At 56.3% G+C, this 14,242-nt stretch carries 7 protein-coding genes; all 7 read left to right on the plus strand.

Annotated features, from left to right (window positions below):
• The first annotated feature begins 27 nt into the window (after positions 1–27).
• The 7 genes from KB449_RS01595 (at position 28) to KB449_RS01625 (ending at position 14,230) form a co-directional block, all read left to right on the plus strand.
• Positions 28–1,326 (plus strand): FAD-dependent oxidoreductase, encoded by a 1,299-nt coding sequence (locus tag KB449_RS01595; protein WP_282906682.1) that lies wholly within the window; start codon positions 28–30, stop codon positions 1,324–1,326.
• Entirely contained in the window at positions 1,323–3,638 is a 2,316-nt protein-coding gene (locus tag KB449_RS01600) for a glycoside hydrolase family 36 protein (RefSeq protein ID WP_282906683.1), read from the plus strand. The genes KB449_RS01595 and KB449_RS01600 overlap by 4 nt, the downstream gene beginning before the upstream one ends.
• Before the next feature lie 79 nt (positions 3,639–3,717).
• Entirely contained in the window at positions 3,718–8,838 is a 5,121-nt protein-coding gene (locus tag KB449_RS01605; protein ID WP_282906684.1) for a galactose-binding domain-containing protein, read from the plus strand.
• A 96-nt stretch (positions 8,839–8,934) separates the two neighbouring features.
• Positions 8,935–10,254, plus strand: coding sequence for an FAD-dependent oxidoreductase (locus KB449_RS01610; RefSeq protein WP_282912708.1), 1,320 nt, complete (start codon positions 8,935–8,937; stop codon positions 10,252–10,254).
• 558 nt (positions 10,255–10,812) lie between these two features.
• Positions 10,813–11,673, plus strand: a complete 861-nt coding sequence (locus KB449_RS01615) for an ankyrin repeat domain-containing protein (RefSeq protein WP_282906685.1) — start codon at positions 10,813–10,815, stop codon at positions 11,671–11,673.
• Between the two features lie 134 nt (positions 11,674–11,807).
• Complete coding sequence (locus tag KB449_RS01620; RefSeq protein WP_282906686.1) at positions 11,808–12,797, plus strand: aldo/keto reductase; 990 nt, start codon at positions 11,808–11,810, stop codon at positions 12,795–12,797.
• A 47-nt stretch (positions 12,798–12,844) separates the two neighbouring features.
• On the plus strand, positions 12,845–14,230 hold the full coding sequence (locus KB449_RS01625) for an LLM class flavin-dependent oxidoreductase (RefSeq protein ID WP_282906687.1): 1,386 nt from the start codon (positions 12,845–12,847) through the stop codon (positions 14,228–14,230).
• The last annotated feature ends 12 nt before the right edge of the window (positions 14,231–14,242 follow it).

Below are 14,242 nucleotides of genomic sequence, written 5' to 3' on the forward strand. Positions count from 1 at the left end.
AACAAAAGCGAAAGAAGGGGAATATCAGTGAGCCAAGCTGTATATGAGGAGCCGTCTCAACAAATACCGATCCTGGTAACGGCGGATGTCGTCGTCTGCGGAGGGGGACCGGCAGGAGTCGCGGCAGCCATCGCCTCGGCGCGCGGGGGCGCACGCACCGTTCTGCTGGAGAATCAGGGCTGTCTAGGGGGCATATGGACTTCCGGGCTGCTCTCGTGGATTATCGACGCCGGCAATAAGAAAGGCCTCATGCGTGAAATCGTTGCTCGTCTGGATCGACGTAAAGCGAGAATCGCCAGCTCAGGGGAGGACTTTACTTACGATCCTGAAGAAATGAAGCTCCTGCTGGAGGAAATGTGCGAAGAAGCGGGCGTAACGGTCATGCTGCATACCCGTGTCGTCCATGCGGCCGTCGAAGGGGCGGGGCGGCTTACGCTTGCGATTACCGAATCCAAATCGGGCAGACAGGCGTGGGCCGCGAGCCTGTTCATCGACGCTACCGGCGATGGCGATCTTGCGGCTCGCGCGGGTTGCCGATTCGATCTGGGCAGACCCCGCTCGGGGGAAACTCAACCGATGAGCCTGATGGCATTGGTTGCGGGAATCAATCCGGATGAAGTGGCTGTCTATACGATGGACGGCGTTAACGAGACGCCGAAGGCCAGACTGCTCGAGCGGATGGAGCAAGCAGGACAAACGCCATCTTATGCGGCTCCGTCGTTATTCCATATCCGCGATGGCTTGTTCGCTCTCATGGCCAACCATGAATACGGGGCTTCCGCGCTTCAGGCGTCGCAGGTCACCCAGGCTACCCTGCATGCAAGGAAGGAGCTTCATCGCATTATCGACGGCCTTAGGTCGCTCGGCGGCGAGTGGGCGAACATTCGGATCGTCAGTACGGCTAACCATATCGGGGTGCGCGAAGGCAGGCGAATTCATGGACGGTATACCGTTAGCGAACAGGATCTGCAAGCGGGCATCTGGCACGAAGATGCCGTCTGCCGCGTTCGTTACGGAATCGACATCCATTCCACGAACCCGGACCAGGGCAAAGGATTCGGCGACGATGGCAAGAGAAGCTTGCCCTATGATATTCCCCTGCGCGCGTTAATCGCGGCGGACGTGGACGGCTTGCTTATGGCCGGTCGCTGCATTAGCGGGGATTTCATCGCGCATTCCAGCTACAGGGTTACGGGCAACGCAGTTGCCATGGGACAGGCTGCCGGAGCGGCAGCGGCAATCGCCGCGATCGCGAACGTATTGCCGCAGCACTTGAATGGGGCGGATATCGCACAAGCGCTGCAGCGATTGGAGGAAACGAATTGAAACCAAAGCTGTACATGGATCTATCGAACGAGAGCGGGCAAATCGCTATTGGTTATGAAGCCGACGCGGACATCGTTGCGTTTCATTTCGGCTTCTGCATCAAGCTTGGATCCGGAATCGTAATGACGGAGAGGGATTTCGTACGAGGAAGCTGTGAACGCCTTGGCGAGACCGGCGAAATAATATCGTATGCGGCGCATTACGGGAATTCGCGAATGGCGCTTGTACTTCGCCTGGACTTGGCTCAAACCGGCAGCTATGCGGAATGGTCGTTCCGGATCGATAACCGCAGCGATGATCCGATTGAGATCGCAAGCGTGGACATCGGAGACGGACTGCTGACGAGGATCGGCCAACAGCCGTCTAGCGCACCTTGGAAGGCGTTAAATATTGGCCTGCAATCTACGGACGAGCACGTTGGAATCGAAACCTTGACGCCCAATCGCCAACTTTATTTCGATTCCGTGACGATGCTTCATCAGACGGCGACCGGGAGGAACATTCTGATCGGATGCTGCACGTTCGAGCGCTATTTTCCCCATCTGCTGGTACAAGCGAGAGACGAGGACTCTTGCTACATCAATATCTCGAATGTAATGGAGCATTCGATCCTGCTGCCCGGGGAATCGGTTGCAACCGAGAAAGCGATCTTGCTGGTCGGAGGGCGGGACCATGACGGCCTGTTCAGTTTGTATATGGACAAGGTATGCCGGGAGATGAACCCGACCAGCAAATTTCGCAAGCCGCCTACAGGGTGGCTGTCGTGGTACTACTATTACGGGACGGTAACAGAGCAAGACATCTTAGACAATGTAAGCGGATTCAAAGAGTATCCCGACATTCGCCCGGAATATATCGTCATCGATGCCGGCTGGTTCCTGGAGTCTGGATTCGGGGATTGGGAGGCGAACGGCAAGTTTCCGCACGGCATGAAGCGGCTGGCTGACGAGATCGCGGCGGCGGGCTATAAGCCGGGACTGTGGTTTTCTCCGTTCCTGGCAGATGCAGGATCGCTAATGGTCAGGGAGCATCCGGACTGGCTGTTAAGGAAGAACGGCATCCCGGTCGCGGGAATGAATCCGACGGGAAGCGACGTGCTCGAACTGCATGAGAAGAACAAGATCAAATTCGTGCTGGATCTCACGCATCCCGAAGTGCTGGTTTATCTGCATCGCTTGTTTCATCGCGCGGTCCACGAATGGGGCTTCAAGTATATCAAGTTGGATTTCCTTGTTCGGTCTTTATTCACGGATCAAGGCAACCACTCCAGTCTTATCCGGGATCAAGTGTTCTTCCCGGGTACGACAACGGCACAAGCTTATCGTAACGCGATGCGCGTCATCCGGGAAGCGGCAGGAGAGGATTGTTATATTCTCGGCTGCGCCGCCCCTCTATTTACCAGCATCGGGAATCTGATCGATGGCAACCGAATGACGCCTGATATTACACGCAGGAACTATACGCCCGACCAAATCAGGCCAACGGCTTGGGAACTGGTGAAGATGTGCTCCAGAACGATGGCGGCGAGGTATTTCTTGCATGGCAGAGCGGGCTTCAACGATCCCGATGTGCTTGTCGTCCGGGGGCACGAACCGGAAGGGATTACCGATGAGTACATGCCTACGCTCGACGAAGCCCGCGTCTGGTCAGGCGTCGTCGCGCTATCCGGCGGGATGTTGTTCTATAACGACAAGCTGACGACACTGGAAGAGGACCGCAGGCCGTTGCTCAATCAGCTGTTTCCCATCGGTCCGGGCGCGGCCGTCCCGGTCGACTTTTTCAATACGGCCGTCCCCGCAATATGGAGGCTGCCGGTGCAACGAGGCGCGGATAGCTGGACGGTCTTGGGCCTATTCAATTGGGGAGAGACGACCAAGGATATCGCCGTAGACTTGAGAGAGCTGGGTTTTCACGAGGAGGAGGAGGCGCACGGCATAGAACTGTGGTCTCAAGCGTACGTTACGGGCCGAGATCGGTTGACGGCGTTCCAGGTTCCGCCGCGGGCGATGAGGTTTATCTCTCTGCAGGCCAAGGGTGACCGTCCCCATGTTATCGGCACGGATATGCATTTCACGCAGGGATGGGCCGAATTCGAGCACGTGGTCTGGGAGGATCGGACATTGACGCTCAAGTGGAATCCCGACTATACGCGGCGCGGGACGATATCGATCTATGTTCCTGCAGCGTTCATGGCGGATACGATCGATAGCAATGCGCGGGAAGCAAGCCGGTCAGGCCAAAGACTTACGGTTGTTCCGCATCCGGACGACGGCGGGACGTTATGGGTGAGATTCGATAAGGGCAGCCATTGATTCGCCGAACGAACACCGAATAGAGGAGATGGTCATCATCTTGCACAGGGGAATAAGCGTAAAAAAGTGGCTAGTCGTCATGAGTGCCGGTTTTGCGTTGTGTTTTCTGTGGAATTGGCCCAACATGACTTCCGCCAGCGCTTCAGGCATCATCCAGGGAGAATGGCACTTAAGCGAGGGGAGCGGAACATCCGCGTCGGATGCATCGGGCAATCACAATAACGGCACGTTGAACAACGGAACGGGGTGGTCAACCGGGAAGATCGATAGCGCGGTCGGCCTGGATGGCGTCAACGATTACGTCAGCATTCCCGACAGCGGCACCTTGGACGGCATGAGCGCGCTTACCGTATCGACATGGATCAACCTTAATCAGTTGCCGACGAATAACTACGACGTCGTAGGCAAAAACGCAAACGGAAATTCTTATCGGCTGGCCGTAAGTTCAACGGGTATTGGTAGTTTCGTGGTGAAGACAACGAATAACGATTGGTATACAGCAGGCACCGCCGCCACCAGCTCGACCGCTCTAACGCCGGGAACCTGGCACCATCTGGTAGGCGCCTACGACGGAAGCTATGTCAAAATCTATGTCGACGGCGTTCTGCAAGGCACGGGCGCGCAAGCGATTTCGGGCAGCATTCATAATAGCGCGGCGTCGCTGAAGTTCGGTTACGGCAGCGGTACGAACATCGACTATACGAAGGGCAAAGTGGACGAAGTCCGGATTTATGACGGGGCGCTGAACGCCGTCGAGGTTCGGAATCTGTACCAGTCCTACGCAACGGTTTGGCAGCCCGCTGAGCTTACTTTTATTTCCGACGCCTCCTATACAAACCCGTATAAGGATGTGGATATTAGCGCTACCTTCACCGGACCGAACATGGAGAGCATGACCGTGCCCGGTTATTGGGATGGGGGGAACGTATGGAAGATCAGATTTTCGCCCACTGTCGCAGGTACGTGGACATACGCGACCTCGAGCACGAATACCGGCGATTCAGGCCTGCATAACCAGTCAGGAACAATCCGTGCCGGCGCTTATACGGGCAATCAAGAGATCTATAAGAAAGGATTTCTTAAGAAGAGCGGCAACAACCGATATTTAACCTACCAAGACGGATCTCCGTTCTTCTGGTTAGGCGATACGCATTGGTTCGGCTTGTCCCGTGAATCTTGGAGCAGTTCCAACGATGCCAGATGGAGCTCGCAATTCAAAGGCATGGTAGATAAGCGGGCCGAAGACGGATTCACCGTGTATCAGACGAATCTGTTCGTCGGGGAATTGGGGGATGCGGGGTCGCAAGGAACGAGCAACGAGGGCGGATATGCATGGGGACTCGAGGGCTATGCGGTCGGCGCCTCCACCGTGGATACGACAGGCTATTATAAGCCGGCGAACAAGGCTTTCGACGGCAACGCAAATACGAAGTGGCTCGCCAAGGATAATACGTTCCCGCAGAAGCTGTATATCGACCTGAAGCAGAACACGACGCTAAGCAAAGTGGATACCGAGTTCGATTATGCGGCGACCTGGAATTATATAATCGAGGGTTCGACGGATGGCGTGAATTACGCGGTGCTGGCGGACCATGTATCGGGAAGATCGGGCCAGCAGGCGACGGATACGACGAATGCGACGGTGCGCTACGTCAGAATTACAATCACCGGCAATAGCCAAAACGCGGCGGCGGCGATAAAAGAGTTCAAAGTGTATGATTCGGGCAATCATCTGATGAATAACGATCATAAATGGGATGTGCCCAACGTCGCGTTCTGGCAGGATGTAGACCGCAGACTGAATTACATTGCGGATAAAGGCATGGTGACGGCGCTGGGCCTGGATTGGGGCAGGGAGCTGGAGCCTTTCCTGGAGAACGATTTCAAGCGGATGTCGAGGTATGTGGTTGCCAGATACGGCGCTTATCCGATGACGTGGATTCATGCCGGGGAATATGCTTACGGCGACGACCAGACCTGGGGGGCTCTTGCCGCTTATACGCGGTCGATCGATCCGTACCGCCAAATCACGACGCTCCACAACACGGCCGACAATCCGAATTTGTTCCGGAACGAGTCGTGGTACGACATCGACTTCTTGCAGGGCGCGCACGATGCAAGAAGGGAAATCGCTTACTGGAAGGGACGTTACGACCTGACCCCGACCGTACCGGTGTTGGAGTCGGAGATCGATTATGAATCGATACTCGGCATTCCGGAATATTACACCCGGGAAGATGCGTATAGAAGCTTCATGGCAGGCAGCTTCGGCTTCACCTACGGGGCGGAAGGCATCTGGAACGCCGTGACGGATTGGAACGATGCGTTCCAGACATGGGGCAAATCTCCGCGGCCTTGGTATAGCGGCATCGACTTGCCGTCGGGAAGCCACATGAAGTTCTATAAGGATTTTCTGACGGGGATCGACTGGGCGTCGCTAGCGCCAAGCCCGACTGCCATTACCTGGGGGAGCGGAGCGCCCGCGTCGGGTATACGGCAGCCTTATCAGAAGGCTAATTCCGCTCGCACGGTGGTCGTTGCGTATTTGCCGAGCTGGGGCGGGGAGTATACGGGGACGGTCAATGGCCTGTCTACCGGGGATACCTATACCGCCAAATGGTTCAATACGAGAAACGGCCGATATACGACGATTAGCAGCAATTTCAGTCCCGGAGCGGGTGGTACTTGGAGCATTCCGGCCCAACCCGACGGGGCGTACGACTGGGCGCTGCTGCTATACGCCACGACGAATCGGGTCAATCAACCGACGGCGTCCGTTGCGGGGGGCACATTCGCGGGCGCCCAAAGCATAACGTTGTCCTCATCGACGTCGGGCGCAACGATCTATTATACGACGGACGGCACTACCCCGACGGTGAACAGCACGTCGTATACCGGGGCGGTTACCCTAAGCGAGAAGCGTACGCTGAAAGCGATAGCCGTGAAGAGCGGCATGACGCAAAGTATCGTAACGACGGAATATTACGACTTCAGCGGCGGGACGGTAGCCACGCCTGCGGCTAACGTGGCAAGTGGTTCCTATGGCGGCTCGCAGACCGTTACGCTCGCATCGTCTACATCCGGTGCAAGCATCTATTACACGACGGATGGAACGCCGCCTTCGACGGCGAGCCTGTTGTATAGCGGTCCGATTACGATAGATCGAACAGGCACGCTGCGGGCGATCGCGGTTAAGAGCGGGTATACGAACAGCGAAGCCATGGAGAAGCAATATCGAATTCGCACGAAAGATCTGATTTCCAAATGGAAGGATGTCAAGGCATCTTCCAGGTTGAGCGGGAATGAAGAGGCAAATGCGGTCGACGGAGATATCCAAACCTGGTGGAGCCCGAATAGCTCGCAGAACGAGTGGATCGAAGTCGATTTGGGAAGGCCATACGACATCAGCTTGATCAACTTGAGGTTTAAATCCTCGGCGCCCTACTTCTATCGGATCGAGATTAGCGGCGACCGTTCGTCCTATACGACGGTTGTCGATAAGTCCGCGATGAACACGGTCGGCTATGGAACCTCGCATGATTATCCGATAGGGACCACCAAGGCAAGGTATGTCAGGCTGACCATGGTCGATATCTACGAAGCCAAGTCGGACGGGAAGTTCGCCTTGCCCGAGATCAGCGTGTACGGCCAAAGCGTGAATCTGTTGCAAGAGCTGGCCTTCGGCAGCGAAACGAATATAATCTACGGAAAACCGGTCAAAGCATCGTCCTATATCAACAATTCCTCCAGTGGAAAAAATATAGGAGACAACAATGCGACTACGTCCTGGCAGGCGACAACCGGCAAGTTCGCGGGCGAATGGATCGAAGTGAACTTCGGGGAGAATAGAACCTTTAACGTTGCGAAGCTCATGGAGTTCGGCAACCGAACGAGCGGCTACAGAATCGAATACTGGAACGGTACCGCATGGCAGACGGCCTATACGGGCACGACGATCGGCACCGCGAATCAGTTCAAGACGGTAAGATTCCCGGAGGTAACCGGCAGCAAGGCGCGGCTATATTTTACTTCGGGTACGTCTCAGCCGATTATTTACGAATTCCAGCTATTCGGCAAGACCGATCGAACTTCCGCGTCCTCCCAGTTTAGCGAGAGCCACATCTCATGGAATGCCTTCGACGGCAATCGCAGCTCGGCTTGGCAAGCAGCGGTCGGAAGCTATGCCGGTGAATGGATCGAGCAGGATATGGGCGTGAATACGACGTTCAATACCGTGCAATTATCGGAATACGCCAATCGCACAAGCGGCTACCGGATCGAGTATTGGAACGGCTCGGCATGGTTGACGGCCTATACGGGCACGACGATCGGGGATTCCAAGACGGTTAGCTTCCCCTCCGTAACGGGAAGTAAAGCAAGGATCTACTTCACGGGCGGCAGCCAACAACCGGCAATCTACGAATTCGAAGTATACAACAGAACCTATACGGCGTCTTCCTTCTATAATGGCGACAATACCTACGCTGCCGACAAAGCCTTTGACGAGAATGCGAGCTCGGCCTGGCAGGCGGCTAACGGACAATTTGCCGATCAATGGCTGGAAGTAGATATGGGCAAAGATACGATCTTCAGCCAGGTTCAACTCTCGGAATGGGACAACCGAACAACGGGCTATCGCATCGAATATTGGGACGGGTCCGCTTGGCAGACCGCATACACCGGAACAACCATCGGCAGCGGCAGCACGGTGGAATTCGCTTCCGTTGTCGGCAGCAAAGCCAGAATTTATTTTATCTCCGGCAGTCATCAGCCGAGCATCTATGAATTTAAAGTGCTCGCGGACAGCAGGGATCTCTCGCAGAACGCCTCCGCGTCGGTATCGTCCTTCAGCAATGTGAATCACACGGCTGCCAAGGCAGTTGACCGAAACGCGGGAACGTATTGGTCGGCTTCATCCGGCGCATTCCCTCAGTGGCTCAAGCTCGATCTGGGACAATCCCGTTATCTTACGAGCATGCAACAAACCTTCAACAACAACACGACCTGGAAATTCAAAGTCGAGGTATCCGATGACGACGTGAATTATGCGACATGGGTAGACAACTCGTCAACCGGAGCTGCGGGGACGAATTTCTATTACAACTTCGAAGCCAGGGCCAGGTATGTCAAGCTAACCGTAATCCAGAGCTCATCGGGAGATTGGGTAACAAGCACCGAGTTTGTCGTGTCCGGTAGATAACTAAGAATCGGGAGCATAATGGTTCGATTTATGCTCCTTTCTCGCGAAAGGGGTACTGCGTCCGTGGGCAGGGAGTTCTATAAGCTTTCATTGAATATGCCAATTGCAGATGAATACGATGTCGTTGTTTGCGGCGGTGGAGCCGCGGGATGCACGGCGGCGATTCAAGCGGCACGAGCGGGAGCGCGAACGGCCTTGATCGAGAAGAACGGCATCCTCGGAGGGACGACGGTCGTCGCTTCCGTCAATTTTCCGGGACTGTTCCATACCCGATCGGGCAGACAAGTCATTCAGGGGATAGGCTGGGAATTTATCGCGGAGACGGCGGCGCGTGGCGGGGCCAAGCTTCCCGACTTTTCGATTCCTTATCCGCCGAAGCACCATCCGAGGCATCAAATTTGGGTCAATAAGTTCATCTATAGCAAGGTAATTGACGATTTGTGCTTAGCAGCGGGCGTTCATTTGAGATTTCATGAAATGCCCGCGAACATTCACGAGGATAGCGAAGGACTGTATGTGACCGTAGCCGGGAAAACGGGGTTGGAGACGATCAAAGCCCGCAAAATCATCGATGCGACGGGCGATGCGAATGCAGCAGGGCTCATGGGGTATGCCATGGAGCGATCCGAATATCGCCAGCCCGGCACGTTGATCTATCGCATGGGCGGTTATGATCCGAAGGATGTGGATAAGCGCGTACTGGAGCGATTGTATGCGGAAGCATTCGCGTCCGGTAGAATCGCCGCAACCGACCATTCGCATCCGGAAGCGGGAGACCCTCCGTTATGGCGCGAGCTAAGAACCGGCGGGGGGAATGCCAACCACCTTATCGGCATCGAGGGCGACTCTTCCAGAACGAAAACGGAAGCGGATTTGAAAGGGCGCGCGGTTTTGATGAACGTGTATCGATTGTTGCGCAAGGTCCCGGGTTGCGAAAACCTGGAAATCGACTATGCTGCCAACGAAAGCGGGATACGCGACACGAATCGGATTATCGGAGAGGAACGGATTACAGGGGAAGCTTATACCGGCGGATATATATATCCGGACGCCATGTGCTACAGCTACTATCCGATCGATATCCACAGGCATGATGGCAACGACATCGATATTAGGCCGTTAGCCGACGGGATCGTGGCAACGATTCCTTACGGCGCGTTAATTCCGAAGGGCAGCAAGCATGCGCTGGTTGCCGGCCGCTGCATATCCGGAGACGACGAAGCCCATTCCGCTTACCGTGTTCAAGCCACTTGCATGGCTACGGGGCAAGTCACCGGCGCCGCGGCCGCGATTGCATCGAAGAACCGCATCGCCGTTGGCGATGTTGATCTGCATGAGCTGCGGGAGACGCTGGGTAGGCACAACGCGATTGTGCCGGGGCTTGTTTCGAAAGGGATAATGGAAGGAGAGAAGTGAACGAACAAGACCGAATTCCCGCAACGGGAATTCGGCCTTGTCGTGCGCGACGAGCGTCGCTGCAATTCCGATCTGGAAGACAACGTACGCTCCTATGACTCGAAACGTCCGTATTTACAAAGAAAGGGCCGGGATGCCCCACCATAACGGTGCTACGAATCCCGGCCTTTGCTCTGATTTTTTTATTATGTGCGATGTCAACACGACGGTGAAATTGTGTATGAATAATGCTCTAATCTCCATTTCAGCAATCAGTCGCTGCCTCTTTCCTGATGAAGTATCATTCACGAACCTAATGTATCTTAACGGACCAGATCAAACATCTGGATTGGCGAGCTAGAAGCATTGACATCGTCGGTAAAGCCGCCCTTGAAATCTTACCCCAAAAGCGATCGTTGATTAGTCGTTGTATCATAACTTTTTCCCCGCAATTGCCCAGTTTCGCAGAACCTTCAATTAAACCATCTAAAAAAGTCGGAATTTAGGTCTATTCAAACTCCGCAACCCGTGCTATAGTAATTTTGTAATTTTAATTACACGTAAGCGACGAGGAGAACCATGCCGAAGAAAAAAAGCACTGCGGTGCTTTCCATCCGACTGGACGATGAAGTCCTCAAGGCTGTGGATTTGCTTGTCGAATCCGGGCTCGAGTCCAATCGCTCGAGGGCGGTCGCCCACTTCGTGAATGTCGGCGTGCGGGCTTCCCACGATCTGCTGGTGGGGGCAAGAGAGCAGGCGGATAACCTTCAGCGGCTGAAAAACGAAATGTTCGAGGCCGTGAAGCATCACGACATCGACAAAGTCGCCGAGCTGATCCACCGGGACGCGAGTCTGGTGAACGTTAGCAATCCGCAAGGGGAGACGCCCGTGCTGATGGCCGTGCTGCTTCGCGCGAACGACATTAAGGAACTGCTGCTGCGAAACGGAGCGGGCAGGCTGAATGTATTCGAGGCTGCGGCGGTCGGTTATAGCGCTAGGGTGAAGGAGCTGCTGGACCAATCTCCGGACCTGGTGAACGCCTACAGCCATGACGGGTTCCCGCTCCTGTCTCTGGCCGTGCAATTCGGCAGCACCGATACGGTGAAGCTGCTGCTGGAACGGGGCGTCGACATTCATGCGCGAAGCCGCGACGGCAGTCTGAACAACAAGGCGATCCACGCAACCGTATTCGGCGACTATGGACATCTCGTAGACCTGCTAATGGAGCATGGGGCCGACATTCATGCCAGATGCGAGGGCGAGCTTAGAAAAAGGTTCAACGTGCTGCATGTGGCGGCTTATTTCGACAAAGCGGAGCTGATCAAGAAGTTTCTCGGCTACGGAGCCGACAAGACGGTAAAAAACGCGAGCGGAGAGACGCCTTACGAATTGGCCATCTCGCTCGGACATATGGCTTCCGCCGAGTTGCTCCTGAATTAGCCGGCTGACGATAACCGCATTTATTCGTTTACCAATTACATACGACAACTCGACCGGACAGACGGAGAGTCGCTGATTTCGCAAAGCGGCCTGCGTCTGTCCTTTTTGTCGTAACGGAAGAGGGGAAGAGCTTTATGCAATACCGGAGGTTGGGAAGAACGGGACTTAAAGTGTCCGAGGTCAGTCTGGGAACGATGGCGTTCGGGCGCTGGATCGACGAGAAGGCATCCGGAGAAGTATTGGATACGGCGCTGGAGGCGGGAATCAACCTGATCGACACCGCGGACGTTTACGGAAGCGGCATGGATAACGGCGACCGGTCGCGGTTCGGCGAGTCGGAGGGAATTCTGGGAAGGCTCCTTCAGGGCCGCCGCAACGACATTTTACTGGCGACGAAGTTCAGCGCTCATGTGGGTCCGGGCGTCAACGACGGAGGACAGAGCCGTTACCACGTCTACCGCGCGCTGGAGAACAGCCTTCGACGGCTGCGGACGGATCATGTCGATCTGTACCAGATTCACGTCTTCGATCCGGAGACGCCGATCGAGGAGACGCTGCGTGCGCTGGACGATCTGGTGAAGCAGGGCAAGATACGCTATCTCGGCTGCTCCAATTATGCAGCTTGGCAGCTGGCGAAGGCGCATGGCGTCAGCGCGCTGCACGGCCTTCACCGATTCGAGAGCGTCCAGCCGGAGTATAGTCTGATCACGAGAGGCATCGAGCGGGAGCTCGCGCCGTTCGTCCAGTCGGAGCAAGTCGGCGTCGTCAGCTACAGCCCGCTTGGCAGAGGAATTCTGAGCGGCAAGTATCGCCAGGGAGAAGCGCCTCCGTCGGAATCCCGGCTGGCTCATGGGGAGAAGCGGCTGGAACTGCTGCTGGATACGAATCCGGCGTACGCGCTCGTCGACGGGATCCGCCCGCTGGCTGAAGCAAGAGGCTGGACGCTTGCGCAATATGCGCTCTCCTGGGTACTCAGCCATTCCTTCGTGACTTCAGCGATACTGGGTGCGTCCAAGCCGCAGCAAATTCGCGACTCGCTCGCCCACGCCGGCGAGAGATTGACGGTCGAGGAGCTCAAGGAAATCGACGACATCTCCCGCCGCATCGGTCTTTTTACGTTATAAAACCTTGTTTTCGCATTGGCAAACTAAAAATTAGGGGGAGAACCATCATGACGCAATCTACGCAAGCCAAGCCGTCCAAGCGCCAACTCCATCTGGGGTTGTTCCTGTTCTCGACAGGCTATCACCCTGCCGGCTGGCGGCTGCCGGAAGCGGCGACCGACGGCGCGTTCGATCCGAAATTTCTGCACCGCGTAGCCCAGAGGCTGGAGGAAGCGAAGTTCGACTTCTTCTTCCTCGGCGACGCGCTCGCCACGAGCGCGGACATGCAGCACACGTTCCCGTCGCAGATGGTTCGTCTCGAGCCGTTCACGATGATCGCGAACATCGCGGCGGTCACCGAGAAGATCGGTTTGATCGTGACGGCGAACACGACGTACTCCGAGCCGTATACGGTCGCCAGGCAGACAGCTTCGCTAGATTACCTGAGCGGCGGCCGCCTCGCCTGGAACGTCGTGACCGGCATGGACGTGCGGGCGGCTCAGAACTACAGCCGGGAGAAGCACTGGGATAACTCCAAGCGGTACGACTACGCGGACGAGTTCGTGAAGATCGTGCAGGAGCTGTGGGATTCCTGGGAAAACGAAGCGTTCGTCCGAAACAAGGAGACTGGGCAGTTCGTCGACGGCAACAAGGTGCATCGGATCAATCACGAGGGCGAGCACTTTTCCGTCGCGGGTCCGCTGAACGTGGCGAGGCCGCCGCAAGGACAGATTCCGCTGCTGAACGCCGGCACGTCCGAGCGCAGCCGCGACCTGGGCGCGCAGCAATCCAGCGCCGTTTTCACCGGACAGATTGTGCTCGAGCTCGCGAAGACGTTCTACGCCGAGATCAAGACGAAAGCCGTACAGTATGGAAGGAGTCCGGATGAAGTGTTCATCCTTCCGGGCCTCGTGCCGCTCGTCGGCCGCACCTCGGAGGAAGCGCGAGCCAAGTATCGGGAGCTGAATTCGCTGCTCGTGACCGACTACGATGTAACGCCGCTGTCCGCGAGGATCGGAATCGATCTCTCCGCATATCCGCTCGACGGTCCGCTTCCGGACCTGTCGCTCTCGTCGCTTCCGGGCAACGAGGCCAAGTGGCTCGTCGGGCTGGCGCAAAAGGCGGAAGGACGCGAAGCCATCACCGTCCGCGAGCTGTTCCACTACTTCGCCGCCACGTCGCGGGGCCATCTGCTCATCGTCGGCAATCCGGAGGAGATTGCGGATCAGATGGCGGAGTGGTTCGAGGGAGGCGCGGCCGACGGCTTCAACATCTGCCCGCCGTACATGCCGGGCGGCCTCGATCTGTTCGTCGACCTGGTCGTACCGGTGCTCCAGCGCCGCGGCCTGTTCCGGACGGCGTATGAAGCGAATACGTTCCGCGGTCACTTCGGCCTGTCCGTTCCCGAGAATCGGTTCGCCAAAAAGGCAGCCCTGCAAGGCGCGAGCGAGTAAGGGAGGGAGTTG

The organism is Cohnella hashimotonis (assembly GCF_030014955.1).
GTDB classification, from domain to species: Bacteria; Bacillota; Bacilli; order Paenibacillales; family Paenibacillaceae; genus Cohnella; species Cohnella hashimotonis.